Raw genomic sequence first — 25,778 nt, forward strand, 5'->3', positions numbered from 1 at the left:
CATTCGCAAAAAAAGCCGGACAACCGAGTAAAGCGCTGGTAAGGTCGGGAGTTGGGTCGCCCCACCACCCCGAAAAATCTGCTCACAATTGGCCATCACCCAACGGGTGCAGGCTGCGAAAAATCCCCGCCTCTTCCACCAGCCAGTCATGCACCGCCCGCACGCCCGGATGGCTCAGGGCCCCCGGCGCATAAAGCAATACATAGCGCTTGTGATTGGGCACCGAAATCCCGAACGGCACGATCAACGTCCCCCGCTCCAGCTCGTCGTTGAGCAGCGTGCGCCGGGCAATCGCCACGCCCATGCCGGCAATCGCCGCTTCGATGGTCAGGTGGTTGCGATTGAACGTGTGCCCGCGCCGCACATCCGCGCCCTCGAAACCGATGGCATTGAGATAAAACTCCCACTCCGCGTATTCATAGCTGCCGCGCCAGGCGGTGATGTCGTGCAGCAGCGGAAAATGCACCAGATCCGCCGGCCCGTGCAGCGGCGGCCGTCCGCGCAACAGGCCCGGTGCGCACACCGGAAAAATCTGCTCATCGAGCAAGGCTGTGGATAACAATCCCGGATAGCTGCCGTCGTTCAGGTCGATGGCCAGGTCGAAATCCCCTTCATGCAACGGCACGCTGCTGTCCTCGGCCACCAGCCGCAACTGGATGTCCGGGTAACGCTGTTGCAGGCGTGGCAAGCGCGGGGTCAGCCATTTGCTGAGGAACGACGGAATCGAGCGCACTCGCAGAATCCCGCTGATCATCCCCGCGTCGAGGCGACGCAATTCCGCGTCGATGCTGCCGTAAGCCTCGTTGACCGTGATCGCCAGTCGCTGCCCTTCCGCGCTCAACTCCACGCCCCGCGCACGGCGATGAAACAGGCGAAACCCCAGTCGCTCTTCCAGCTGTCGGATTTGCTGACTCACAGCCCCCGGCGTGATGTGCAGTTCCTCGGCACAGCGGGTGAATGACAGGTGCCGCGCGGCACAGGAAAACACCTGCAGCCAGACGTAAGTCTGGGCATGCAATTGACGACTCATGGTTTAGTCCTGCTAAAGGCTTACTTAGGAAGTTTCGTTAGTCACGTTGAAGCGAGGTAGGCAGTATCGCCGACATTGCGCTTGTCCTACAAAAAATGGCAGCGATTCCTACTCCATTGCTTGTAAGGGTTTAGCATGGCTATCAGTGTTTTCGATCTATTCAAAGTCGGCATCGGTCCGTCCAGTTCCCACACCGTCGGCCCGATGCGCGCCGCCGCGACCTTCGCCCAGGCCCTGATCGACCAGCATTTGCTGAACGATGTGCAGCGGGTGGAAATCCGCTTATATGGCTCGCTTTCGGCCACCGGCGTCGGCCATGCCACCGACCGCGCAACGGTCATGGGCTTGATGGGCGAATGGCCGGACAGCATCGATCCGTCGACCATCGAGCCGCGCATCCAGCAAGTGCGCGAGACCGGCCAACTCTCTCTGGCCGGTAAACGCTCGATCACCTTCAACTGGCAGCACGATCTCCTGCTGCTGGACGAGAGCCTGCCCTACCACCCCAACGCCATGTCGCTGACAGCCTTCGGTGCATCCGGCCAATTGTTCGAGCAAACGTACTACTCGGTCGGCGGCGGTTTCATCATCGAAGCGGCCGAAGCCGAATCCGGTGTAGCGCCGGCCGGCGACGTCGAGTTGCCTTACGAATTCTCCAGCGCCGTCGAACTGCTGGCGCTGTGCAAGCAGCACAACCTGCGGGTGTCCGAACTGATGATGGCCAACGAACGGGCCTGGCGCAGCGACGCCGAGATCCGCCAGGGCCTGCTGCACATCTGGTCGGTGATGCGCGAATGCGTCGAGCAAGGCTTGCGCCACGAGGGCATCCTGCCCGGCGGTCTGAATGTGCCGCGTCGTGCGGCGAAATTGCACCGCAGCCTGCTGGAAATCGGCAAGCCGAACGTCATCAGTTCGACCCTGTCAGCGATGGAGTGGGTCAACCTGTTCGCCCTCGCCGTCAACGAAGAGAACGCCGCCGGCGGGCGCATGGTCACCGCGCCGACCAATGGCGCTGCCGGGATCATCCCGGCCGTTCTGCACTACTACATGAAATTCAATCCGGACGCGTCGGACGACGACGTGGTCGCGTTCTTTCTGGGCGCGGCAGCGGTCGGCATCCTGTGCAAGAAAAACGCTTCGATCTCCGGCGCCGAAGTCGGCTGTCAGGGCGAAGTCGGCTCTGCATGTGCCATGGCCGCTGCGGGTCTGGCCGATGTGCTCGGCGCTACTCCGGAGCAACTGGAAAACGCCGCCGAAATCGGCCTGGAACACAACCTCGGTCTGACCTGCGACCCGGTCGGCGGCCTCGTGCAAGTGCCGTGCATCGAGCGCAATGCCATCGCTGCGGTGAAGGCGATCAACGCTACACAAATGGCCCTGCGCGGCGACGGCAAACACTTCATTTCTCTCGACCGGGTGATCCGCACCATGCGCGATACCGGCGCCGACATGCATGACAAATACAAAGAGACTTCACGGGGCGGCCTGGCCGTGAGCTGGGTGGAGTGCTGAGGAGCACTCCCTGACCGCCCGTAACACGTGAGCCCGAGCAAGAATAATAACGAGGCAAAAACGATGACCGATGTACGCACACCCGCTGCCGAAAATCCCGCTGTAGACCGCACACGCAATACCGAAACCGCCCACAAGGGCTGGAGCAAATTCGACACCACCTGGATGCTCGGCCTGTACGGCACCGCCATCGGTGCCGGCACCTTGTTTCTGCCGATCAACGCCGGTGTCGGCGGCTTCTGGCCGTTGCTGATCCTGGCGTTGCTGGCGTTCCCGATGACCTTCTTCGCGCACCGGGGCCTGACCCGCTTCGTGCTGTCGGGCCGCTCCGGTGACATCACCGAAGTGGTGGAAGAACACTTCGGCATCGGCGCCGGCAAACTGATCACGCTGCTGTATTTCTTCGCGATCTTCCCGATCCTGCTGGTGTACAGCGTGGCGCTGACCAACACCCTCAGCAGCTTCCTCGAACATCAATTGCACATCGCCCCGCCACCGCGAGCGGTACTGTCGCTGGCGTTGATCCTCGGTCTGATGGCCATCGTCCGCTGCGGTCAGAGCGTGATCGTCAAAGCCATGAGCGTGCTGGTCTATCCGTTCGTCGCCGCGCTGCTGTTGCTCGGCATCAGCCTGATTCCGAACTGGAACGGCGCGTTCTTCGCCAGTGCTCAAGAACCGATGGAACTGTCGGTGTTCCTCAAGACCCTGTGGCTGGCGATCCCGGTGATGGTGTTCTCGTTCAACCATTCGCCGATCATTTCCGCGTTCGCCGTCGAGCAGAAACAGCGCTACGGCGAGCAGTCCGAACGCAAGAGCAGCGGCATCCTCGCCATGGCTCACGGCATGATGGTGGTGACGGTGATGTTCTTCTGCTTCAGCTGCGTGCTGGCGCTGTCGCCGGCGGATCTGGCAGCGGCCAAGGCGCAGAACATCTCGATCCTGTCGTACCTGGCCAACCACTTCCAGACCCCGGTCATCGCTTACGCTGCGCCGCTGATTGCGTTGGTGGCGATCACCAAGTCCTTCCTCGGCCATTACATCGGCGCCAGCGAAGGCTTCCAGGGCATGATCGTCAAAAGCCTGCGCAGTCGTGGCCGGGTGATGTCGGCGAGCTGGCTGAACCGTGCGACCGCACTGTTCATGATCCTCAGTTGCTGGGCCGTGGCGACCTTCAACCCGAGCATCCTCGGCATGATCGAAACCCTCGGTGGGCCGGTGATTGCCTGCCTGCTGTTCCTGATGCCGATGTACGCCATCCGCCGCGTGCCAGCTTTGCGCCAGTATTCGGGCCAGGCGTCCAACGTGTTCGTTGTGTTGATCGGCCTGATTGCACTGTCTGCGATCATCTACTCGGTTCTGCCCTGAAACGGGCCGCAAACGAAGAAGGCGAGCCAGGGGCTCGCCTTCTTTTTGGCCGGTTTCATTGTTCGACAATATTCCCGGCATGTCCCTTGCTACATCACTGAAGGAGACAGGACCACGGAAAGGCCGATGGTCAGGTTTGGCGAACCAACCCGATCAAGGCCGGTCAACAACTGCACGTTCAATCAGGCGGTGACGCATCATGGACAATCCTTTTCAGATCATTACCGATGCCTTCGCGCCGGACTATCAGATCAATCTGAGCATTCAGGGCCTCGACGGCAGCATCATGCTGACCCTCTCCAAAAGCGGACGGATCGTCGCCAAGCGGATGATCAGCGCCGAACAGCGCAATGACCCCAAGCGCCTCAAACGCCTGGTGCAAAGCATTCAGTTCGGCATTGCCATCGAACAGGGCCACAGCGCCATGGCGGTACTCGACGCCATGACACGCGGCGACGGAATCGCTCCGCCACCGCGTCAGGCCAAACATCAGCCCCGGCCAACGGCCGGCCTTTAGAGTTCGCCCTTCTCCACTTCCGGATGTTCACTGGAACCCGTGCCGATCTTGCGGTGCGGATTCTCGATTTTCACCGAAGGGAATTGCGACGAGGCGTAACGCACCACCAGGATCGAGAACGCCAGCAGCAGAATCCCGCCGCACAGGTAAATGATCCCCATGTCCGGCGGATTGTGGTGCGAGACGTTGGAGATCAGCAGGCGCGTCAGTGCCGTGATCGCCACGTAGATCAGGAAGCGCACCGGCATGTGGTTGGTCTTGAAGTAAATCCCGACCATCGCCCCCAGTTCCAGATAGATGAACAGCAACAGAATGTCATCGATCTTGATGTGCCCTTCCTCGAGCATTCCGAGAAACTCCATCACCGCCGCCCATGCGGTTACCGCACCAATGGCGAACAGCGCCAGATAGTGGAAGGTCTCGACGAACAGGTTGCCCAGGGACTCGGCCAGTTGATGCACGTTTTGCCGCAGTTTCTCGGCCCAGTTGATTTTCACGATGAAGGTTCCTTAGCCCGGTTCGAGCGGATGTTGCTTGCTGGACGTGACGGTTATTGCGCACGTACGCAGATGCATGCAGAAAAGAGGCCACGCCATCATGGCGAGCCGCCGCGAAACCTGCGCCGTGGCGTTTGGTCGCACCTGTGCGCAGGCGTCGGGCTGACAAAATCCGAATCCGGTCTACATTGAAAAGCCACTACCCAAAGCGCAGGGATTCGCTTATCCTTTTCGCTGTATATAGATACAGTAGTCGCAAAGACAACTTAATGTGAAGGCATGTGAGGTGGTGAATGGCCGTCGAAGTGGTATACCGCAGCAGCCGAGATCTGGAGCGCTTGTTCATGGATAAAGCCGAAGCTGACCGTCATGACAAAATGCTCGAACTGGCCGAACTGTTGGCCGAAGTGCTGGAAAAAGCCGTTCCTTCGTTGAGCGAGCAGCAAGTGGAAGAAGTCGGGATCTTCATGGCGAAGAACCGCGATGTGTTCGCCCGGGCGTTCAAGAGCCAACCTGATGCCCTGTCGGAGCTGATCAACGCACCGGCGGCACCGGTTGTGGCGACCGAAACGGCCGAAGTGGCCGAACCGGCAGAAGCGCCAGCCAAACCTGCAAAAGCGGCGAAGGCTGCGAAGTAATCGGCATCTGAATCGAAGCCTCTGAATTGAATAGCCCCTGAGTTGAAAGACTCAGGGGCTTTTTCATGTCCGGACAAACCTCAGCGGTACAACACCTTTTCCGCCAGCTCGTCCGCCACCCGCGCGGGTGAACGTTTTTCCGCCTGGGCGTGGGCGAAGACTTCGGTCAGGCGCGAACTGATCTTCGACAGGTGCGCGGTGATGGTCGTCAGTTCTTCGCCGCGATGCTTGAGGGAAACGTAGATCAGCCCGCCGGCATTGATCACGTAATCCGGCGCATACAGGATGCCCCGCCGCTCCAGTTGATCGGCGACGTCCAAGTGCGTCAGCTGATTGTTGGCCGAGCCCGCCACCGCCGAGCAGCGCAACTGGGTGACCGTGTGGCTGTTGAGCACCCCGCCGAGGCCGCACGGCGCGAGGATGTCGCACGGCGTACTGAGCAAAGCGTCGTTGGCAATCGGATGAGCGTTGAGCTGCTCCATCGCCAGTTGCACCTTGCCGTGGTCGATGTCGCTGACCAGCAGTTCGGCCCCCGCTGCGTGCAGCTGCTCGGCGAGCGCAAACCCGACATTACCCAGCCCCTGAATCGCCACGCGCAAGCCTTCTAGGTTGTCGCTGCCCAGCCGCGCCATGGCCGTGGCGCGAATTCCGGTGAACACGCCCATCGCCGCATGCGGCGCCGGGTCGCCGGCGGAGGTGGTGCTGGTGACATGCTGGGTCTGCTGGGCGATGCAATCCATGTCCGCCACCGAAGTGCCGCTGTCGATGGCGGTGATGTAGCGCCCGTCGAGCTGATCGATGCAACGTCCGAAGGCTTCGAACAATGCAGCGCGGTTTTCCACATGGGCCGGCCGCACGATCACGGCCACCCCGCCACCCTGAGCGAGCCCGGCCAGCGCAGCCTTGTAGCTCATGCCCTGGGCCAGGCGTATGGCGTCCTCGACTGCGGATTCGTCGTTCGGGTAGGCAAGATAACGACACCCGCCCAGGGCAGGCCCAAGGCGACTGTTATGAATGGCAATGACCGCCTTCAATCCGGACACCGGATCAACGCTAAGGTGCAGCGATTCCAGGCGAGTGCTTTGCATGAGAGCGAACATCGGCAGGCTCCCGAATCACTTCTGGTAGACGCCAGTATAGGCTTGCGCCTGAAAATTGCTGAAGCGCGCCGGAATAAGCGCCGCCACTGATCGGAGGCTTGTGGCATAACCCGATGGCAGAGCGGCCCGGCACTGGACGAATGGCAAAGACGGGGCTAAAACGAGGCATGCCCCGGAGATTGAGATGAGTCCGCGCCAACGTTTTTTCGAATGTCTGCACCGTTCACCGCCCGCGCTGTTCGAAGCCGCGTTGTGGATGGCCGCCGAACACGACAAACAAGTCGATCCCGAAGCACTGCTGCAGGACTTCAAGGAGCTGCAACAGCGGGTCAGCTATGGCTTGCCGTTGCTGCCAGTCAGCGAACTGGCGCAACCGTTGTTGCGGCGGATGACCGATCTGGGCTTCGCGCAAGATGATTTCATACCGCTGCGCCCACAGGCCGCGATGGTGCACAAAGTCATGCAGACCCGACGCGGCCAGCCGCTGGCGCTGGCACTGATCGCTCTGGAACTGGCCCGTGGCCTGGAGATTCCGCTGGTCGGGGTGAACTTCCCCGGGCATTTCCTGCTTAAGGTTCCCGGGGCCGACCACCTGCTCGATCCCTGCGGCGGACGGCGTCTGTATCCGAACGACTGCCGTGAACTGCTGCACCGTCAGTACGGCCACCAGATGAAACTCAGCGCCGACCATCTGCTGACTGCCGAACCGGTGCAGATGCTTCAGCGCCTGTCACGCAACCTGCGCCAGTTGCACCTGACCCACGACGACTTCATCGCCGCGTTGATCGATGCCGAGCGCGTGCTCGAACTGGGTAACGCCAGCGCCGCCGACTATCTGGCCCGGGCCAGTCTGTACCAGCGCCTCGATTGCCCGAACGCCGAGCGTTTCGATCTGGAGCACGCGCTATTGCTCAGTGACGACCCGATTCAGCGACTTCGCCTGACGGAACGGCTGGGGCATCTGCCGCCGAACTCAGTCGTCCACTGAGCAGGGCAGTGGCTGGCGAACGCACCTGAATAATCAGCAACGCCGCAATCACCGCCGGGATCGCGCAGAAGAAGAAAATCTGCTCCACCGGAATGTGCATTGCCAGCAACAGGCTGCCGAACAGCGGCCCGAGAATCGAGCCGAAGCGCCCTACCCCCAGCGCCCAACCGGTGCCGGTGGCGCGCACGTGGGCCGGATAGAAATTGCTGGCGAACGCATTGAGCGTCAGTTGCCCGCCGATGATGCAGAACCCTGCCGCGAACACACAGGCCACCAGATAGCGCGGGTTGTCGTGATTCAGGCCCAGCAGGATCGTGCACAGCGCCGCGCCGGCCAACACGCCGGACAGCAGTCGCACCTTGCTTTTCAATCGGTCGGCGAACCACGCCATGCAGATTGCGCCGAGTGTGCCGGCGAACAGGAACATCGACGTCACCAGGTTCGCTTCGTTGAGCTTCAGGCCACTTTCCAGCAGCAGCGACGGCAGCCAGCTGATCATGAAATACAGCAGGATCAGACTGACGAAAAACGTGGCCCAGATCAGCAAGGTCGGGCGGGCGTAACCGTTGCGGAACAACTCCACCACGGTCAGTTTGCTGCCCTGCTCGCGCTCGTTCTGCTCAACCGATGCGGCGGGCGGTTGCCAGTCCGGCAGCATCCGCGCAGTGACCTTGCGCAGGCGCGCATACGGTGGAGCGTCACGCAGCAGCCGAGGCAAGGATTCCGGCAGCATCCACCAGAGAAACGGAAACAACAGCAGCGGCGTGACACCACCGGCAAGGAACACCGCTTGCCAGCCGAAGCGGTCGATAAAACCCGCCGCGACAAAACCACCCGCCGCCCCGCCGAAGGAAAAACCGCAGGCCGCCAGCGTCACCATCAGCGTGCGCAGGCGTGGCGGCGAATATTCCGACATCAACGCCATGGCGCTGGGCATCGCACCGCCCATGCCGATGCCGCAGATGAAGCGCGCGATCATCAGGGTATTCAGGGAATCGGCGAACACCATCAGCACGGTGAGACTGGCATAGATCAGCACACAGGCGAGCAAAATCCGTCGAACGCCGAAGCGGTCGGCCAGCGGCGTCACAGCAAGGGAGCCGAGGGTCAGCCCCAGCAGGTTGGCGCTGAACACCGGGCCGAATGCGGATTTTTCCAGGCCCCAGTCCTGCGCCAGCGCCGGCACCACGTAACCGAGCACCTGGGCGTCATAGCCGTCGGTAACCAGCAGCAAGGCGAGAAGCATCAGGAGCAACCACTGAAAGCGGGACACAGGACGGGCGTCGAGTGCCGCCCGGAAGCTGGCAATCTGGTTGTGCATCGCAAGGTACCTGTTTTGTTTTTATGATTTTTTGCGGGTAACCGGAATGGCTCCCGTGCGCTGCACGGGAGCCATCAAATGCTACTTCGGCGTGTCCGGCTGATTCGCCGGATGCGCTGCAATGAACGCCGGATGCTCAGCGGCCAATGCGGCCACCCGACGAATCCGTGGATACGCCTCCAGCGATACGTTGAACCGCTCGGCCGCGTACAACTGCGGAATCAGGTAAACGTCCGCCACGCACGGCCACTCGCCGAAACAGAAGCCGCTGTCGCCGATCAACTGCTCGACCGTCGCCAGCCCCTGACTGATCCAGTGGCCGATCCACTCGTTCACCTGTGGCTCGTCATGCCCCAACCCACGCAGGCGATTGAGCACGCTGACATTGTGCAGCGGATGCACGTCGCAGCCGATCACCGCCGCCACACCACGCACCTGGGCGCGGGCAGCGAGGTCTTCGGGCAGCAGCGGCACCTGTGGATAACGTTCTTCCAGATACTCGATGATCGCCGGTGACTGAATCAGCAACTTGCCTTCGTCAGTACGCAGCGCCGGCACCCGGCCCTGGGGATTGATCGCCAGGTACGCCGGTTGCCGATGCTCGCCGCCGGGCGGTGCGATCAGGTTGACCGGCAACGCCTGATAGTCGAGGCCCTTGAGTGCCAGCGCGATCCGCACCCGGTACGACGAGGTGGAACGGTAATAGGTGTAGAGATCCATGAGCCGCTCCTGTCAGCGTGCCGCCAGCACGGTGCCACGGCATTCGCCGAAGCCGATCGAGGCAAAACCTTCGCGGGCGCAGCGGGCGCGCAGGATGATTTCGTCGCCGTCTTCAAGGAATTTGCGCACCTCACCGGAGGCCAGCTCGATCGGCTTTTTACCGCCCTCGGTGATTTCCAGCAGGCTGCCGAACTGACCGTTTTCAGGGCCGGACAAGGTGCCCGAACCGAACAGGTCACCGGCCTGCAACTGGCAGCCGTTGACACTGTGGTGCGCGACCATTTGCGCAACGGTCCAGTACATGTAGCGGGTATTGCTCAGGGTCAGGCGATGGGCCGGCAGGTTCTGCTCGCGCATTTTTTCGGTGAGCAGCAGCACTTCCAGCTCGATGTCGAAGGCACCGCCATCCTGATCGCGCTTGTCGAGCAGGTATGGCAGCGGCTGCGGATCGCCTTGCGGACGCGCCGGTTGCGCGGTACGGAATGGCGCCAGCGCTTCGGCAGTCACCACCCATGGCGAGACGCTGGTGATGAAGCTCTTGGACAGGAACGGGCCGAGCGGCTGGTATTCCCAGGCCTGGATGTCACGGGCCGACCAGTCGTTGAGCAGGCAGAAACCGGCGATGTGTTCAGCGGCGTCACCAATGGCGATCGGCTCGCCCATCTCGTTGCCCTGACCGATCCAGATCCCCAGTTCCAACTCATAGTCCAGCCGTGCGCACGGGCCGAAGGTCGGCTCCGTCGCGCCGGCTGGCAGGGTCTGGCCTTTCGGACGGCGCACGTCGGCACCGGAGGCGCGCACCGTGGACGCACGACCGTGGTAGCCGATCGGCACGTGTTTGTAGTTCGGCAGCAGCGGGTTGTCCGGGCGGAACAGTTTGCCAACGTTCTGCGCGTGCTCGATGCCGACGTAGAAGTCGGTGTAGTCGCTGATGCGTGCCGGCAGGTGCAATTGGCAATCGGCGGCCAGTGGCAGCAGTTTTGCGCCCTGGGCTTCAATGTTGCCGCGATGGGTACTGCCTTCGCTGAACAGTTCCAGCAGACGCTCGCGCAGGGCAACGCGGGCGTCGCGGCCGAGCTCGAAGAAGGCGTTCAACTGGCCGCCGCGCATGGCTTCGACAGCACTGCGCGCGGCGCCGTCGAACAGCCCGGCCTCCAACGCCACTTGCAGATCGAAGATGTGTTCACCAAGCGCCACGCCGGCGCGCGGTGCCGAACCGTCGTTGCTGAACACGCCCAGCGGCAGGTTCTGCAACGGAAAATCCGCGTGACCGTTGGCCGAGGCGACCCAGCTGCGGGTGATGGAATTCTGAGTCATGGGTTATCTCCGGGTCGGGTCGAACGTGGCGGGCAGCGTGGCCCAGCAGGCGTCGTAAGTGGATTGCAGTTGCGGGCAGTCGAGGGCGAAGCGGCTGGGGCGCAGCACCTGGCTGGTCTCGAACATGAAGGCCATGGTGTTGTCGATCTTCGCCGGTTTGAGGTCCGCGTTGATGGCTTTGGTGCAAGTCTCGCCGTCCGGGCCGTGAGCGCTCATGCAGCTATGCAGGGACGCACCGCCGGGCACGAAACCTTCGGCCTTGGCGTCGTACTCGCCCTGGATCAGGCCCATGAATTCGTTCATCAGGTTGCGGTGGAACCACGGCGGACGGAAGGTGTTCTCGGCCACCATCCAGCGCGGCGGGAAGATCACGAAGTCGAGGTTGGCCAGACCGTGGACGCTGGTCGGCGAGGTCAGCACGGTGAAGATCGACGGATCCGGGTGATCGAAACTGACGGTGCCGATGGTGTTGAAGCGGCGCAGGTCATATTTGTACGGCACGTTGTTGCCGTGCCAGGCGACCACGTTCAGCGGCGAGTGATTGAGTTCAGTGCCCCACAACTGGCCGAGGAATTTCTGCACCAGGGTGGTCGGCTGTTGCAGGTTTTCGTAGGCGGCGACCGGGGTCAGGAAGTCCCGTGGATTGGCCAGGCCGTTGCTGCCGATCGGCCCCAGATCCGGCAGGCGCAGTGGCGCGCCATGGTTCTCGGCGACGTAACCGCGTGCTTGCGGATCGAGCAGTTCGACACGGAATTTCAGGCCCCGTGGCAACACGGCGATTTCCAGCGGCGCCACTTCCAGCACACCCAGTTCGGTGGCGATGCGCAGGCGCCCGAGTTGCGGCACCAGCAGCAGCTCGCCGTCGGCGTTGAAGAACACGCGCTCCATCGAGCGGTTGGCGCAATAGTGATAGATGCTGATGCCGGCCGGTTTTTCGGCGGCGGAATTGGCCGCCATGCTCACCAGACCATCAATGAAATCGGTCGGCTCGGTCGGGAGGTCCAGCGGGTTCCAGCGCAGGCGATTGGGAGTCACTTCACCCAAGGGGCCGCCCGCCAGTTGCCGCTCCAGCTTGACGAATGCCGGGTGATTGGCCGACGGCTGGATCCGGTACATCCAGGTGCGCCGCGCTTCGCTGCGGGTCATGGTGAATGCGGTGCCGGAGAACAGTTCGGTGTACAGACCGTACGGGGCTTTCTGCGGGGAGTTCTGGCCGACGGGCAGTGCGCCGGGCAACGCTTCGGAGCTGAATTCGTTGCCGAAACCGGACTGGTAAGCCAGGGCTGAATCGAGGTTCATGGAGCCTCCTGAACAGGGAGTCGGCATGGCCGGACGCTCTGGATCGGAGGTCTTGGCACGCCGGGGTTGTTTTTATCGTAATTCAATTACGCATAACGTAATTTGCTCGCTATCGAGCGTCAAGCTATAAAGACGCCCATTCGTTCCGGGACACGGCAGCACCATGGAAAAAACCAGCGACAGCAACGGCAAACAGAAAGTCCGCTCCGCCGAAGTCGGCACCGACATCCTCAAGGCCCTGGCCGAGTTGTCACCGTCCACTTCGCTGTCGCGCCTGGCCGAACATGTGCAGATGCCGGCGAGCAAGGTTCACCGTTATCTGCAGGCCTTGATCGCCAGCGGTTTCGCCGAACAGAACACCGCCACCAACCACTACGGCCTCGGCCGCGAAGCGCTGCGCGTGGGCCTGGCCGCACTCAACAGTATGGACGTGCTGAAAGTCGCTGCCCTGCCGCTGGCCGAGCTGCGCGACGAACTCAACGAAACCTGTTTCCTGGCGGTGTGGGGTAATCAGGGCGCAACCGTGGTGCACATCGAACCGGCGGTGCGCGCGGTGACGGTGGTGACGCAACTGGGCTCGGTATTGCCGTTGCTCAGTTCCTCCACCGGTCTGGTGTTCGGCGCCTACCTGCCGCATCGGGAAACCGATGAATTGCGCGAACAGGAAATCGCCGTCGGCGGCCATCCGCTGGCGGACGAAAAAGCTTATGAGGCATTGTGCGAACAGATCCGCGAACGCGGTCTGCATCATGTCCACGGCTTGCTGATGCCAGGCGTCGATGCCCTGTCGGCACCGGTGTTCAACGCCCTCGGGCAGGTCGCGGCGGTATTGACCATCGTCGGCCCGACATCGTTGTTCCACGCCGACGAAAACGGCCCGGCGGCGCAGCGGTTATTGGCTGCGACGCGGGCCGTGAGTTGGCGGATGGGTCATGAGCCTCAAGCACTAAACGCTTGAGGCTCGATCCGCCTGTCACAGGACGGTGGTCTGACTCTTGCGGCTCTGATGATCTTTCATCAATTGATCGATGATTTCGATCAGGCGCTTTTCTCCCAGCTTCTGTCCGGTGGCCTGAGACATCCAGCCCACCACGGTCCGGGCGTCCTTGCCCAGGTCAAACAAGGTCTTTTGAGCAGACGTGACCTTGACCGCTTTGCCGGCTGCGGCTGCCTTACCGAGACTCACCAATCCAATCAGTGCGGATTTACCATGTCCAAGGGCCGCCGAGTAATCGCCCAGCTCATAGGCTCTGGCACCGTCGTAAAGACTCTTGAACACTTCCACGGCGGTCACGACCACCCCGACCGGGGGAATTACCAGACTGATGAGATTGGCGGCAAAAATCACGTTGTCGTACACCAGGCCAGCAATGACCTCGTTCAGGCTCGTGGTCTGTGCGTCGATGTCGCTCAGAACGCGATAGATACGGTCGTCATGGAGCATATTCAGGCCCAACAACCGCATCGCGCCCTCCGGCTCGGGCGGTGCGACGGCGTTGACGGTGGCAACCAGATTGTCGAAGTAATCGTTCACCACCTTCCGATCGTCAATCTTCACCCGTGCCGCGTAGTAATCCCGCATTGGCCCGTAGCGCAAACGAATGGAGCCGACGAACTCGTCGATCGAGCGCACAGCCAAACTGTCCGGCGCATTGGGTGTGTAAAGGTAGTCATGGAATTTCCCATAAATCGAGATCCGGAAAATATAAACACCTTCAACGACTCGCCGGTTCGGCAAGCAGAACTTGTAGATCCCCTCTTTAATATTCGACGGAAACGGAGAACTCTCATTACCCGCGGTCTCCACGAGGTTGTCGAGCAGGCGTTGAATCCCCCTGAAAACCTCCAGAGAAAGTTGACCTGAGTAATGCTGGTGACAGGTGTCGTATCGCATCTCGCAACGTATTTTTCTGGCATGCACGGCTCGCTTGAACTCATAGCCCGGATGCTTGCGATCCAGGTAATCGCTTTTCAGAAACCGGGTGTAATGGTCGCCGGGACGCAAGGTTTTCGACCAGCTCGAAAGATCCCTTATATCCAGTTTTTCAATCGAAGGATGACCACCGGTCACATAGAACCTGGGGTTTTCATCAATCGTTCGGCCAGGTGTGGCGGGGACTTCAAAGTGGCGCTCCTCGATCAGGACAGTGGTCAGATCCAGATGAAAGTCGTCGGTCTGGATCATGATTTTGTCAGGATCGACTTGAACCTTCTGACCACGCGACAGCAGCACCTCTTCAATCCGCCCCTTGATCAGATCACGGGAAAACTGTTCGAAAGTCGGATAGCCGTTCTCCCGGGAATCCACCATCGACAATGCCCGGAGTTCAGTGCTGAGGCGAGCATAAGTTTGCCACGCCTGCGGTCCGGCATATGTATAGGCCGCCGGCGCCAACGCTCGAACACGGGCGGCCTCACTCGCGTACGCCACTTCACCATGACTGAATAATGGCTCACTGGCATGCAGTCCAATGAGTCCCGGCACCGGATCCAGTTCATACATGTAGTACAGGGGTGTTTTCCCGCCCCCCATCAACTGGCCGGCAGCAACCAGCTCGTCCGGCGCTATCAACGATTCGGCATAGGCACGATTATCAGACAACATGGATTCCAGCCAGCGTATGAACTGGTAGATGTCGGCGAACTTCACCCATTCAAACTGGCCGTGAGGCATTTTTATCAGTGCGTAACGGGTCCTCGCTGTGCGCGGCACGAACAGCAGCACGTTCTGCAAAATCGAAGGCCGGTATTTCAGTTTTACTCCGCGAATTTCCACCGCAGGATCACCCTGCAAGGTGCGCGTGATCAACTCAACGTCGGCTTCATTGAAACGTGCAGAGTGTCGGGCGAAGTAGAGCGCGAACTCCGCCTGACTGTGCAAGTAGTTATAGTAGGCCTCGCGAAACGCCTGCGGGGTATCGCGGGGCAGGGACCTGCTGAACTCCACGCGCAGATCCCGGTTGGACAGCCAGCCTTCAAGTCTGGCGACGGTCAACCCGCTGTCCGCCGGAGCGCCTTCGATACGCAAGGTCGAACGGTTGGCGGGATCATGCAGGCCGATGACGATAAACTCGGTCAACGTGCGAGTATCCTCCTGCTCGATCGTGCGTCCGCCGACGTTGATCCGGTACAGACTGTGGACGTTGATCGCATCCGGATCGAGACGCATGCCCAATGCGCTTTCACACCAGCCGGCAAAACTGTTCACGGCGAAATCACGTAGCGAAAACAGCCCATTGAATACTTGGGCATACTCGAACTCATATCCCGCCTTCGAAACCTCGAGAGCTTCGTAGGTATGGCGTACCGTTTCGCTGGCCGACTTCACCCAGTCTGGCCACTCCTGGCGCTTAACCAGTATTCGCAACGCGCTGATCCGCCGGAACAGATCGGCATGCATCGCAAAAACCTGTTGAATATTTTCCAGTTCGCGGACAAATCCCTCTTCGCGCTGTTCACTGGATCTGAGGCGCGCGGCAAACTGCGCTTCCTGATCCTTCAGCCGGCTGTCCACACAGTGCGAGGACACGCTCACCGACAATGCAGGATACGTAATCGCATCAGGCGCCACGGCCAGTCGGCCGCAGACTGCGGCATGCAGATCGGAACTGCTGGAGAAATACTCAAAACCGTTGTCCGGCGTATAAAGAAACCAGCCATAAGCGTCGCTGGACAGCTTGATCTCGGAAGACGCGATGGCGGAATAGGACATGACGAAGCCAGAGACCAGATCCTGCGCACGTCCGGACGTCGAACGGATACTGATCTTGAATGCACCGGGTGGCCGGGCCTTCAGCAACTCGGCGGCGCGCAGCGCCTGGTAGTCCCGGAGCGAACCGGCAACTTGGGTCAAGGCCAACTCGGCCTGCAAGGCTTCGGCAAACGCCGTCTCCAGCGATATCTTTCGAGATGTCGACGCTTCGGACTGGCTGTGAACCGGGCTGTTCCAATACTCTCGAAGTGCATTCGCCTGATAACTTGCCAATTGCTGCAAAGCGTGCAACAGAACGGTCTCGACTTGCGTGATCTTGATGGATTCGACTCTCAATCGTGCATCAGTCGTCCCCGGACTGAAATAAACAAAGTCATTTCCCTGAATATAATTCAGGTCAACTCCGCGCTCCAGACACTGCATAAACACATCGAGTATCGAACCCGACGGCCGGCTCTCGATCCCATCCTGAATGTTGCCGGCATTGATATATAACTTCTCCACATCAAGAGACGTGCCGAGCCAGCTGAACTGTTCCGAGAGATGGGCTCGTACAATTTCCCTCAAGGAAGGAGAAGTTTCCAGAAGCTCCCTCAGCTTATCCCCGGCATGCCTGGCATTATCCAATGCCACTTGACCATCCGGATTTCTCAAGACCGGATCAACAAATAAATTCTTAGCGATCGCACCCATTTAAAACACTCCGTTGCTTTATAAAATAGAAAGTAACTTGATGCCACTTTCACAACAGGAGCGAAGATCACCCATCCAATTAAAAAACGAAAGCCACCACCTATTTCAATATATACAAAACGCAATATCCAGAATCAAACAGCTCAACATAAATTCAGCAACTTTGCCTTTGCAACCGCCTGAGTTCGGCGCTCGACGCCCAACTTTCCATGTATACGTCGAACATGCGTTTTTACTGTATGCAATGAGATGAACAACTTCTCGGCTATCTGTTGATTGGAATCGCCAAAGGCAATCAGCTCCAGGACTTTGAGTTCTCGCTGGCTGAGTGGATTGAGCGACATGCATTGTTCGTCCGCCTGCTCCGCCGTTCCTGCGACGCGCCAGTGCAAGGGAATCTCCGCGCACCGGCCATATAGCCCGGTCAGCAGTTGCTGCAGGTTGCAGCGTTGAATGATCTGAATGCCCTGTTCGAAGAACTTCCTGGCCTGATCCGGCTCTGCAAGGATCAGCGCCGCCTCGCTCAGCGTCATCAGCAACTCGGCCTCCAGCCTGACCATCCCGCGTGCCTGCGCCGACTCCAGCAGTGCAAGCAGCCGGACCAGCGGCTGTTGGGCGTGCCCCAAGCGGACTTCGGCCAAAACCAGCAAACACTCGATGCGTGGAATCAGCTCCAGTGTCGCCGGTGGCGCCTGTCGCGCACGCGGTCCACGAAAGTGCCTGAGCACGCGACTCAATGCCTCGCGAGCCAGTTCCGGCCGCCCTTGTTGTAGCCAGAATTCGCTGCTGGCCTGCAGCAAGGCCCCGCGATAAACCGTGTCCGGAATCTGTCGCTGCTGCATCAACCGTTCGGCATCGCGCAAACGCATGAATGCCTGTGGGAAATCACCTTGATCGGCAGCCAGCTGTGCCTGTCCGAGAAAGCCAAAGAGCACACGTTTATCAAAACTGCGCAGACAATCGTCGAGCCCTTGCTGAAAGAAACCGGCAGCCTGCGCCTGCTGCCCCATGCTCAGCGCCAGCCGCCCACGGCGCAGAGCGATCCGGCCGAGCAACGGCGTCGGCCGTTCGGCTGACGGATCCAGCATCTCAAAGAAACCGGCCAGCACCGCTTCGGCGCGGGCCGGTGCACCGCGCTGTTCCAGCAGTTGGGCGTGGTCGAGTTCCAGCAAGCCTTCGAACAACAGTGAATTGTGTGCACGGGCCAGGCACAGCGCCTCGCGATTGATCGAGTGGGCCAGTTCCAGCTCACCGAGCAACAGCGCCTGTTGTGTGCGCCCCGACAGACACAGAAGCCGCACGGTCCAGGCGTCCGGAGCCAGATCCTGCAACGCTTGCTCAAAATGCTCGCGTGCCGCATCCATCCATCCTTGCAAGTGCAACAACCACCCTTGCTGGGCCTGCCATCGGGCGATCAACTGGCGCTGCTCATCCGCCGAGCGTGGCGGCAGGAAGCGGGACAGTTGCGCGATGCACTCACCGGCCTGTTCGAAACGCCCGGCGAACAGCAGCGCCGCCGTGATCAACCCGACCAGTTGCGCAGACCCCACTAACAGTTCCTCGCCGCGTTGCTCGTAAAGACGCAACAACAGCACGACCGTCTGCTCCTCGAACAGTTGCTCGAAACTGAAGTGCTGCAACAGGCTCACCGCGACTTCGTACTCTTCAGCCAGCAGCGCCTGTTCAAAGGCGCATTTCCAATGGCGTCCGGCGGTGAACCACTGACACGCCCGGCGATGCCAGGAACGCCCGGCAGGCCACGGCTCGCTGCGCATCAGGCGCGACAGCGGGGAACAGACTTGCAACCATTCAGACGAGGCCCGCCAGGGTTCGATAAAGCATCCCAGCGTTTGCAGATCGCGCATCCATTGCGCCCCTTCGCCGGCGCCGAACAAGTGGTCGCACAGGCTGGCATTGAACCGCGGCAAATGCGCCAGCACTCTCCAGGCCTCGGCCAGTTCCGGACTCAGACCGCTGAACAGTTCGTGTTGCAGGTAGTCCAGCAAGGTGTCCATGCGTTGCTGCGGCAAGGTCTTTTGCGACCAGTCGCATTTTTGCATCAACAACATCCGCACCCCGGCGCACCAACCGCCGCTGCGCCGAAAGATGCGTCCGGCCACGCTATCGGCCTGGGCCGGGGACAAGTGGCGCAACACCTGTGCGATCTCGTCACGGGTCAGCGCCAACGCCGCGGCTTCACATTCGTACAACGCATCATCGAGCAACAGGCGCGGCCAGTTGCAGGGCGGACGCCGCCGAGTACCGATCCACCACGTCAGGGCCGGGCTGCTGACCGCCAGCATTCGGTCGAGAAATGCATCCAGCGCAGGCTCCGGGTATCGGCAGTAATCGTCGAGCAACACCCAGGTCGACGAAGTCCGTCGCGACAGTTCATGCAGCAGTGACGCCTCGTCCGATGCGGCCAGCCCCATAGCGTGTGCAATCCGCTCGCAAAACTCGCCAGTGCCAAGGGACACACCTGCCAGCGGCAACCAGCACACGGTGCAATTGACCGGCGCCTGCAGCAGGCATTCGGTGAGCAGCGCGGTCTTGCCGCTGCCGGCTGGCGCGCAGATCAGTTTGACCCGCGCCGCGGACTCGAGCAGAGCCGCGCAAAGGCGAGGCCGCGCAAGGTGATGGGAAGACAGTCTCGGGAGAAAATCCGCTCGATCCGGAGCGTGGGTCATGGCGGTCATCGGGTACGCCTTTTTATCGTTGTGCGCTCACCCTAGTCCTCTCCCTGCTGCTTGTTGACGAGTATTCAGTACGCTGATTGGCGCCCATAAAAAAGGCGACCGTGCGGTCGCCTTTTGCCTTGCCAATGTATCGAAACCCTTACCGTACGCCCTCGGCGCGCAAGGCCGACGGGGTATAGTCGGCAGCCTTGGCTTCGAAGCCGAATTCGAAGCTGTGCTTCTCTTCGTTCTTCATCCCCAGGGCAATGTAGCGGCCGGCGATGATGTCGTAGAGCGCTTCGAGGGTATAGGCCTGGGCCTGGTGATCGTAGTAGTACTGCGCGTGTCCTTCAGCCACTCGCCACAACTGCCCGCGACCGTCGTAGTGATCGGCCAGCGCCACTTGCCAACTGTCCTCGTCGATGTACATGTGGCGCTTGGCGTAGATGTGCCGCTCGTTCGGTTTCACCGTGCCGACCACTTCCCACACCCGATGCAGCTCATAACGCGTCAGGTCCTGGTTGATGTGCCCGGCCTTGACGATGTCGTCGTACTTGAGGCTCGGCGAATCGAGCTTGTAGCTGTTGTACGGAATGTACATTTCCTTCTTGCCGATCAGTTTCCAGTCGTAGCGGTCCGGTGCGCCGGAGAACATGTCGAAGTTGTCCGAGGTGCGCAGGCCGTCGGCGGCGGTGCCCGGCCCGTCATAGGCGACTTGCGGTGCACGACGGACCCGACGCTGACCGGCGTTGTAGATCCACGCCAGACGCGGTTCCTTCACCTGATCGAGGGTCTCGTGCACCAGCAGCACGTTACCGGCCAGACGCGCCGGAGCCGTCACCGACTGCTTGAAGAAGGTCAGCACGTTGGCGGCTTTTTCCGGATCGAGATCCTTCATCAATTGCGGCACGGCGATCTCTTCTTCGAAGCGGATCGGCGTGTAACTGCCATTGGTCTGCGGCGTCACCTGCGTGATGATCCGCCGCAGGTTGCCGCCGTGATAACGGGTGATGTGGTTCCACAACACCTCGACGCCATTTTTGGGAATGGGGAACGCGTAGTAGCGGTTACCGGTGAAATTGGCCAGGCCGTTGCCGTCGTTGATGCTGGTGACGTTGAGTGCGCTGCGTTTGGCCGACTCGTAGATTTCCGGCGGTGCGGCCACGGTGCGATGGGTCGGGTAGACCGGGATTCTGTAGGTTTCGGGGTAGCGTTTAAACATCGCCACCTGACCGTCGGACAGCTTGTCCTTGTACTTGTCGACGTTGGCGGCGGTGATGGTGAACAGCGGTTTTTCGCTGGCGAACGGGTCAGCCAGAAAGCCCTTGCTGTCGACTGCCCCGGCGTTTTTCGGGATACCGCCGGTCCAGGCCGGAATCGAGCCGTCGGCGTTGCCGGCCTTTTCGGCGCCCAGCGGCGTCAGGCTGGTGCCGAGCTTGTTGGCTTCGTCCGGCGACACCGCCGCGATCACGTTGGCGGCCAGCAGGCTCAGGGCCAGGACACCGCATTGCAGAATCATCTTGCGCATTGCATTCATCCTTCTCGGGCAGATCAGAAGTTCACACCGAAGCTCAGGGCCACGAAGTCACGGTCTTCGAGGGTGTTGTAGTCACCGCCGAAAAAGTCGGTGTAACTGAGGCTCGCGGTATAGGTGTTGCGATAGTCGGCATCGACTCCGACGCTGACAGCCTTGGCGCCTTCGTTGAACAGACCGTTGGGGCCATAACCGGCGACGTCGTGGGACCAGGACAGGTTGGGCTTGAGGTTGATCCCGCCGATCACGTTGGCGTAGTCGAGGATCGCCCGGGCGCGATAGCCCCAGGAGGTGGAGGTGACGAAACCGTCGGTGTCGCCGCCGAAACCGTACTGGCCGTACACCGAGTCGCGGCCGTAACGCAGCTTGCTGCGCGACTCCAGTCCGCCGACCCGCACCACGGCGGCCTCGCCCACCAGGGTCAGGCGCTCAGCGCCCCAGACCTGATCGAAAAAGTGCGTCAGCGTGCTCTGGATCTGCGTCACTTCCTTGCGTCGGTAGCCCTTGTTGTCGGCCCCCGGCGAGGTAACCAGCGGCGACGCCGTACCGCCGGCAATCGGATTGACCAGCGCCAGGGTCAGGTCGTTGGTGTTGACCTGCACCGGCGCATTAGGGCGATAGCTGATCTCGCCGGTCCAGGCGGTGCCGGTCGGCAACGTGGTGGAGAAACTCGCGCCGTACAGGCGAATGTCTTCCGGGTATTCGAGGTAGTACTGGCCGCGCCCGAGCATCACGCTTTGCGCCAGTCCCGAACCGCTGCCGGGGGCCAGCCGATTGGCGATCCCGACCATGCCCGGCAGCGCCGCGAGGGTCGACAGACCGGCGGTACTGGTGCCGACGGTCGGCGTGCGGCTGTGGTAGTTCATGAAGTAAAGGCCGTACTCGGTGTCGTCGCCGAGCCAGCGCAGCGCCGTACCCCACTGCCCGGAATCCCGCGCATCGCGATCACCGCCACGGGGCACGATCACACCTTCGCGGGTCACCTGGATCGGCTGGCCGAAGGCTGCCGCCAGCGGCGCCAACGGGGCGATCGCCGGGCTGCCGACGGTGTAGCCGTTGTTGCAGCCGTCCGCCGCCACGTCGACCCCGAAAAAGGTCCCGCAGTTGTCGAGGACGGTCTGATCCCATTCCAGTTGATAGAAGCCCTCGACCGTCAGTTGGTCGGTGAGCCCCTGAGAGGCGAACAGCATGTTCACCGGAATCAGCCCCTCCTTGATCTCCGCACCCGGCCGCCGGAACGCCGAGACGTCGATCGGGTTGATGCTGTTGATCGAGTTGCCGATGAAGGTGCTTTCGCCCCAGCTCACCACCTGTTTGCCGGCGCGCACGGTGCCCGGCAGATCAGCGATGGAATAGTTGTGATAGACGAACGCATCGAGAATCTGCGCGCCCGACGACTTCGCGCCCTCCTTGCGGCCCTTGTCGCTGATCTGTTTGAACTCGCGGTCTTCGTCCTTGAGTTCGAAGTCGTACCAGTACTTGCCGCGCACGAACACACCGGTGTCGCCGTATTTCAGTTCGAGGTCGTGGATGCCTTTGAAAATCTTGGAAAAGGTCTCGCCCTTCTTGAAGTTCAACCGCCCGTCATCACCGGTGGAAGACTGGCCCGTGCCGCCGTTGACCGTACCCACCAGCGACTTGTCGGCATCGCGCATGCCCCAGCTCGCCCCGACCGACAGCGACGAGTCGAACGTGCCTTCGATTTCCCCGATATTGAAAGCGACCGCGTGCGCCTGGGCACAGCAACCCAAGGCCACCGCAGCGGCGAGCGCTTGCGGCGTGAAGATGGCGCGCATTGTTGTTTTTGTCATGCGTCTTCCCCGGTGAGTGACAGAAGGCCCCACCCTACTGCCGCGCCACGGCGAGGATAAGCGCACCAAGGAGGTATTCGCGCTGTCGCTCGAAAGGATGAATCCCCGCCTGCGGCAAGGCTTTGCGCCCGCCATGAACAGGCTGGATGAACCACTATCAACACAACGGATAATGACCAGGCCAGTGCGCGCCACTGTTACATGCCCCGTAACAGTGCATGTCCGGAATCGCTATTTTTCCCTGACGCGCCAGCCCTTATTCTGTGCGGGCTTTCACCGCAGACCGCGAGAAAGCACGAAGTCCGCGACCGAGTCGTCGGCAACCGATTTCTGATGGCGCGAAGCGTTTTTCGATCCATCGCCCCGGTGTTCACTGACGTTGATTTGTAGCTCCTTGATCCAACGTCTTACCTTGGCCGCTGCGTTTGCAGCGGCCTTTTTTATGGGCGCTTTTTGCCCCCCGATAAATGATCGAGTGGTGCTCGCGCTGTTTTGAAGTGCCTTTCCCCTTTCAGCGCAGGAAACTTCTTTTAATACGTAAGAAGTTTCCTGAGTCTTTGTATAAGCAACGAAAACTCATACTTAAACGCAAGTTATAAGCTACACCCTTCTCGGACACCTCCGCACAAACTCTCCTGTAACTTTATTAGGCAAAGACCCATTAATGATTCGGATGTTTATGTGCTGAAAAACCAATGCACATTCAAAAGGATATGAATATGCAAAGACCACCTCCATTTGAATTGACGGAGCCTGTGTGGACAACCGCTGAAGCACCGCCGCATTTCAACCCCGGCATTTCCACTGTTGATCACAATCGTTATAACGGTCCGTTCGGCACGCCGCGCAGCCCTGCCCGTTATCAGCAGGTGTTGCAGAACTTCATTACCCCGCTGACTCAGGAATACCAGGCGAAGGCTGCACAAATCCCGCAAGCCATTGAAGTCGATCTGGCCGCGACCCGCCTGGAAGAGTCGACCCAGCCGCTGCCGCCCGCTGCCGCGATCAGCCGAGAGCTGGGCGTGCGCAACCGGCTGATCCAGCGCAAGAACATGCAACTGCAACAGCAGACCCAACTGTCCCATGGTTTCTACGGCAGCGATCCCACCGACAAGACGGTCTACCAGTTCCTGTCCCGGGCCTACGCCGTGGACAAGGTGCTGAGTCCCAACGGACCGGGGATGAACCTGTGGAAGCAATCCTATCGCGCGGCAATGGAAGTCAGATTGCTGACCCAGACGCTGGCGACGCTGCATCAACAACACGTCAACGTGCACAACTGGCTGGCGGCGGTACAGGCCAATGACGCCGCGCAGGCCCAGGCCGCAGAAACCGCACGCCGCGCCGCCGAACAGGCGCGGATCGCCGCAGAACAGCAACGCCAGAAAGCCTTGGCGGAGACGGCGCGGCGCCAACAGGAACAGCAAGAAGTCCAGGCCCGCGAGCAAGCGCGGTTGGCGGCGCTGGCCGAGGCGCAACGCAAGGCTGCGGAACAGGCGCGGATTGCCGCCGAAGCCGCTGCACGCCAGCTTGCGGTTGAACAGGCGCGCCTGAAGGCCCTTGCCGATCTGCAGCGCCAGACAGAGGCTGCACGCCAGGCCCGTGACCAGGCACGAGCGGATGCAGGCCAGCGGGTTTATCCAGCGTCTGCCGCGGCGGCCAGCGCCGGGCCGGTGATCGCATTCGCCTCGAACGCAGCGCGCCTGAACCCGTCAACAGCCACAGCGATCCTCACGGTCCTGCGCTCGGCGGTCGTCGGCATCAACGCCTTGGGCGCCTCGCTGCTGGCACCGGTTGCGGTCGGGTTCGCGGCTTTGCTGGCGCCTTCACGTCTGGGCAACGGTGAGCGTTTCAGCGTCAGCGTGCCGCTGGTCGAGTTGTCTTCTGCCATGCCGCAGGCATTACGCGAGATCGCGCAGCGCCAGGGCACATTGCAGATACCGGTCGGACTGGGGACAAGAAGGATGGGCGCCGGCGCCGAAGTCTTCGTGGTCAGCGCTGACGACTTTCAGGTACGCAGCGATGTTCCGGTGCTGCGTGCGACCTTCGATTCGCTCAACGGGGTTTACGAGACCGTCCTGCCCGATTTGCCCAACGACATTCTGACCTGGACCCCGGTCATCAGCCCGGGCGACAGCTCCACGCTGCTCCCGAGTGCCGATACCGATCCGCAGACATACAGCGGCGCGCCGATCATGCCGATCGAGGGAAGGCTCGACCTCCACCCGAGCCTGGAGGAGGAATGGGAGCGCTTCGTCATTATCTTTCCGGAGGACTCGGGGGTTGCGCCGCTGTATGTGGTGATCAGCAGTCCGTATGAGGGAGGGAGTGAAGACGGCGAACACAGCGGCCGAGCATTCAACCCGAATGAAACGGGTGGCCCGATTCAGGAACTGGGTTGGGCGACAGCGACGGCTACATCAGAAGGGGAAATTATCGTGAAACTGCATATTTCCAGGTTCTCGGCATCAGCCGCCAATAAAGTAATGCTTGATCGCCTGGAGAGAATTGTTCGTGGCGAACTTGAAGCAACGGATACAGACAAGCGCTTCTACACTCATGAGCTGAGAGAGTTCGAAAGATTCAGAGCCTTGGGCTACGGCGATACCGAGCGACCTGATCCGGAGTCACCGGTGTGGAACAATGTGCACACGGCAACATTGGAAGACTTTCAACTGGCGGATGATGCTTCACTGCTTTACACACCGGAAGCACTGGCCGCAGACGCAGAACAGGATGAGCGCGATTACCAGCGGCTGTTAAAGGAGATGTGGAAATGAGCGTGGTTGAACAGATTGTCAAAAACGAATCGCTGGATGACATCGTTACTGTGTTCGCATTGACCAGGCCAAATCCGCTTCTGGACATGATGATCAGGCGTTACAACCCGGAGATTCTCAAAGGGTACGGTGCGTTGGAAAACGCTTACTCTCGACTCTTCGCCGCCGGTGTACTGGCTATTGATGAGAGTGGTCTGGCGATCAAAGGCCCGAACTGGTCCCCTCCAAAATTCATGATCGAAAACAGATACACCTGATCGGCAAATCGG

At 60.7% G+C, this 25,778-nt stretch carries 18 protein-coding genes and 1 pseudogene; 8 read left to right on the plus strand and 11 right to left on the minus strand.

What is annotated here, in order from left to right:
* Positions 1 to 82: 82 nt before the first annotated feature.
* Positions 83 to 1,030 carry a LysR substrate-binding domain-containing protein gene (locus tag ACTJK9_RS26635; protein WP_011332523.1) on the minus strand — a complete coding sequence of 316 codons (948 nt, stop codon included), beginning with the start codon at positions 1,028 to 1,030 and terminating at the stop codon, positions 83 to 85.
* A gap of 135 nt (positions 1,031 to 1,165) precedes the next feature.
* Between ACTJK9_RS26635 and ACTJK9_RS26640 the strand changes: the two genes are divergently transcribed.
* The 3 genes from ACTJK9_RS26640 (at position 1,166) to ACTJK9_RS26650 (ending at position 4,424) form a co-directional block, all read left to right on the plus strand.
* The gene (locus ACTJK9_RS26640; protein ID WP_440817321.1) at positions 1,166 to 2,542 is read left to right on the plus strand and encodes an L-serine ammonia-lyase; all 1,377 of its coding nucleotides are present in this window, start codon (positions 1,166 to 1,168) and stop codon (positions 2,540 to 2,542) included.
* Between the two features lie 63 nt (positions 2,543 to 2,605).
* Positions 2,606 to 3,907, plus strand: coding sequence for an HAAAP family serine/threonine permease (locus ACTJK9_RS26645; RefSeq protein WP_085611381.1), 1,302 nt, complete (start codon positions 2,606 to 2,608; stop codon positions 3,905 to 3,907).
* Between the two features lie 199 nt (positions 3,908 to 4,106).
* Positions 4,107 to 4,424 (plus strand): DUF3509 domain-containing protein, encoded by a 318-nt coding sequence (locus ACTJK9_RS26650; RefSeq protein WP_085611380.1) that lies wholly within the window; start codon positions 4,107 to 4,109, stop codon positions 4,422 to 4,424.
* Here ACTJK9_RS26650 and ACTJK9_RS26655 read toward each other — a convergent pair.
* Positions 4,421 to 4,921 (minus strand): phosphate-starvation-inducible protein PsiE, encoded by a 501-nt coding sequence (locus ACTJK9_RS26655; protein ID WP_007957255.1) that lies wholly within the window; start codon positions 4,919 to 4,921, stop codon positions 4,421 to 4,423. The genes ACTJK9_RS26650 and ACTJK9_RS26655 overlap by 4 nt on opposite strands.
* Positions 4,922 to 5,214: 293 nt before the next feature.
* Here ACTJK9_RS26655 and ACTJK9_RS26660 point away from each other — a divergent pair.
* Positions 5,215 to 5,472: pseudogene (locus ACTJK9_RS26660) on the plus strand (YebG family protein); the annotation flags it as partial.
* A gap of 167 nt (positions 5,473 to 5,639) precedes the next feature.
* Here ACTJK9_RS26660 and ACTJK9_RS26665 read toward each other — a convergent pair.
* On the minus strand, positions 5,640 to 6,659 hold the full coding sequence (locus ACTJK9_RS26665) for a Glu/Leu/Phe/Val dehydrogenase family protein (protein WP_085611379.1): 1,020 nt from the start codon (positions 6,657 to 6,659) through the stop codon (positions 5,640 to 5,642).
* A 184-nt stretch (positions 6,660 to 6,843) separates the two neighbouring features.
* On the opposite strand from ACTJK9_RS26665, the gene ACTJK9_RS26670 reads away from it, so the two are divergent.
* A complete protein-coding gene (locus tag ACTJK9_RS26670; protein WP_064593470.1) occupies positions 6,844 to 7,647 on the plus strand; it encodes a SirB1 family protein in 804 nt (267 codons plus the stop codon).
* Here the strand turns inward: ACTJK9_RS26670 and ACTJK9_RS26675 are convergent.
* The 4 genes from ACTJK9_RS26675 to hmgA all read right to left on the minus strand — a co-directional run bounded on the left by ACTJK9_RS26675 (position 7,571) and on the right by hmgA (position 12,304).
* Positions 7,571 to 8,968: an MFS transporter gene (locus ACTJK9_RS26675; RefSeq protein WP_085647712.1), complete on the minus strand. Its 1,398-nt coding sequence runs from the start codon at positions 8,966 to 8,968 to the stop codon at positions 7,571 to 7,573. The two genes, ACTJK9_RS26670 and ACTJK9_RS26675, sit on opposite strands and share 77 nt — an antisense overlap.
* A gap of 81 nt (positions 8,969 to 9,049) precedes the next feature.
* Entirely contained in the window at positions 9,050 to 9,688 is a 639-nt protein-coding gene (gene maiA, locus ACTJK9_RS26680) for a maleylacetoacetate isomerase (protein ID WP_440817327.1), read from the minus strand.
* Positions 9,689 to 9,700: 12 nt separating this feature from the next.
* A complete protein-coding gene (gene fahA / locus ACTJK9_RS26685; protein ID WP_440817329.1) occupies positions 9,701 to 11,005 on the minus strand; it encodes a fumarylacetoacetase in 1,305 nt (434 codons plus the stop codon).
* A gap of 3 nt (positions 11,006 to 11,008) precedes the next feature.
* Positions 11,009 to 12,304 carry a homogentisate 1,2-dioxygenase gene (gene hmgA, locus ACTJK9_RS26690; protein ID WP_221398737.1) on the minus strand — a complete coding sequence of 432 codons (1,296 nt, stop codon included), beginning with the start codon at positions 12,302 to 12,304 and terminating at the stop codon, positions 11,009 to 11,011.
* Positions 12,305 to 12,467: 163 nt separating this feature from the next.
* Here hmgA and ACTJK9_RS26695 point away from each other — a divergent pair, with 163 nt between their 5' ends.
* Entirely contained in the window at positions 12,468 to 13,262 is a 795-nt protein-coding gene (locus tag ACTJK9_RS26695) for an IclR family transcriptional regulator (protein ID WP_440817332.1), read from the plus strand.
* A 15-nt stretch (positions 13,263 to 13,277) separates the two neighbouring features.
* On the opposite strand, the gene ACTJK9_RS26700 is transcribed toward ACTJK9_RS26695, so the two are convergent.
* From ACTJK9_RS26700 to ACTJK9_RS26715, 4 genes are all read right to left on the minus strand, one after another.
* A complete protein-coding gene (locus tag ACTJK9_RS26700) occupies positions 13,278 to 16,709 on the minus strand; it encodes a dermonecrotic toxin domain-containing protein (protein WP_440817334.1) in 3,432 nt (1,143 codons plus the stop codon).
* A 143-nt stretch (positions 16,710 to 16,852) separates the two neighbouring features.
* Entirely contained in the window at positions 16,853 to 19,405 is a 2,553-nt protein-coding gene (locus ACTJK9_RS26705; RefSeq protein ID WP_440817336.1) for a LuxR C-terminal-related transcriptional regulator, read from the minus strand.
* Positions 19,406 to 19,544: 139 nt separating this feature from the next.
* The gene (locus ACTJK9_RS26710) at positions 19,545 to 20,912 is read right to left on the minus strand and encodes a DUF1329 domain-containing protein (protein ID WP_085611371.1); all 1,368 of its coding nucleotides are present in this window, start codon (positions 20,910 to 20,912) and stop codon (positions 19,545 to 19,547) included.
* Positions 20,913 to 20,935: 23 nt separating this feature from the next.
* On the minus strand, positions 20,936 to 22,729 hold the full coding sequence (locus tag ACTJK9_RS26715; protein ID WP_440817340.1) for a DUF1302 domain-containing protein: 1,794 nt from the start codon (positions 22,727 to 22,729) through the stop codon (positions 20,936 to 20,938).
* Positions 22,730 to 23,448: 719 nt separating this feature from the next.
* Here ACTJK9_RS26715 and ACTJK9_RS26720 point away from each other — a divergent pair.
* On the plus strand, positions 23,449 to 25,509 hold the full coding sequence (locus ACTJK9_RS26720) for an S-type pyocin domain-containing protein (RefSeq protein WP_440817342.1): 2,061 nt from the start codon (positions 23,449 to 23,451) through the stop codon (positions 25,507 to 25,509).
* Positions 25,506 to 25,766 carry a hypothetical protein gene (locus ACTJK9_RS26725; protein WP_179692609.1) on the plus strand — a complete coding sequence of 87 codons (261 nt, stop codon included), beginning with the start codon at positions 25,506 to 25,508 and terminating at the stop codon, positions 25,764 to 25,766. The genes ACTJK9_RS26720 and ACTJK9_RS26725 overlap by 4 nt, the downstream gene beginning before the upstream one ends.
* Positions 25,767 to 25,778: the final 12 nt, after the last annotated feature.

This window comes from Pseudomonas sp. 22082 (genome assembly GCF_052046055.1).
GTDB lineage: Bacteria > Pseudomonadota > Gammaproteobacteria > Pseudomonadales > Pseudomonadaceae > Aquipseudomonas > Aquipseudomonas pharyngis.

Bases quoted from the DNA above. Each gene is read 5' to 3' on its own strand.
- ACTJK9_RS26635 (WP_011332523.1), bottom strand. From the start codon at position 1,030: ATGAGTCGTCAATTGCATGCCCAGACTTACGTCTGGCTGCAGGTGTTT.
- ACTJK9_RS26640 (WP_440817321.1), top strand. From the start codon at position 1,166: ATGGCTATCAGTGTTTTCGATCTATTCAAAGTCGGCATCGGTCCGTCC.
- ACTJK9_RS26645 (WP_085611381.1), top strand. From the start codon at position 2,606: ATGACCGATGTACGCACACCCGCTGCCGAAAATCCCGCTGTAGACCGC.
- ACTJK9_RS26650 (WP_085611380.1), top strand. From the start codon at position 4,107: ATGGACAATCCTTTTCAGATCATTACCGATGCCTTCGCGCCGGACTAT.
- ACTJK9_RS26665 (WP_085611379.1), bottom strand. From the start codon at position 6,659: ATGTTCGCTCTCATGCAAAGCACTCGCCTGGAATCGCTGCACCTTAGC.
- ACTJK9_RS26670 (WP_064593470.1), top strand. From the start codon at position 6,844: ATGAGTCCGCGCCAACGTTTTTTCGAATGTCTGCACCGTTCACCGCCC.
- ACTJK9_RS26675 (WP_085647712.1), bottom strand. From the start codon at position 8,968: ATGCACAACCAGATTGCCAGCTTCCGGGCGGCACTCGACGCCCGTCCT.
- maiA (WP_440817327.1), bottom strand. From the start codon at position 9,688: ATGGATCTCTACACCTATTACCGTTCCACCTCGTCGTACCGGGTGCGG.
- fahA (WP_440817329.1), bottom strand. From the start codon at position 11,005: ATGACTCAGAATTCCATCACCCGCAGCTGGGTCGCCTCGGCCAACGGT.
- hmgA (WP_221398737.1), bottom strand. From the start codon at position 12,304: ATGAACCTCGATTCAGCCCTGGCTTACCAGTCCGGTTTCGGCAACGAA.
- ACTJK9_RS26695 (WP_440817332.1), top strand. From the start codon at position 12,468: ATGGAAAAAACCAGCGACAGCAACGGCAAACAGAAAGTCCGCTCCGCC.
- ACTJK9_RS26700 (WP_440817334.1), bottom strand. From the start codon at position 16,709: ATGGGTGCGATCGCTAAGAATTTATTTGTTGATCCGGTCTTGAGAAAT.
- ACTJK9_RS26705 (WP_440817336.1), bottom strand. From the start codon at position 19,405: ATGACCGCCATGACCCACGCTCCGGATCGAGCGGATTTTCTCCCGAGA.
- ACTJK9_RS26710 (WP_085611371.1), bottom strand. From the start codon at position 20,912: ATGCGCAAGATGATTCTGCAATGCGGTGTCCTGGCCCTGAGCCTGCTG.
- ACTJK9_RS26715 (WP_440817340.1), bottom strand. From the start codon at position 22,729: ATGACAAAAACAACAATGCGCGCCATCTTCACGCCGCAAGCGCTCGCC.
- ACTJK9_RS26720 (WP_440817342.1), top strand. From the start codon at position 23,449: ATGCAAAGACCACCTCCATTTGAATTGACGGAGCCTGTGTGGACAACC.
- ACTJK9_RS26725 (WP_179692609.1), top strand. From the start codon at position 25,506: ATGAGCGTGGTTGAACAGATTGTCAAAAACGAATCGCTGGATGACATC.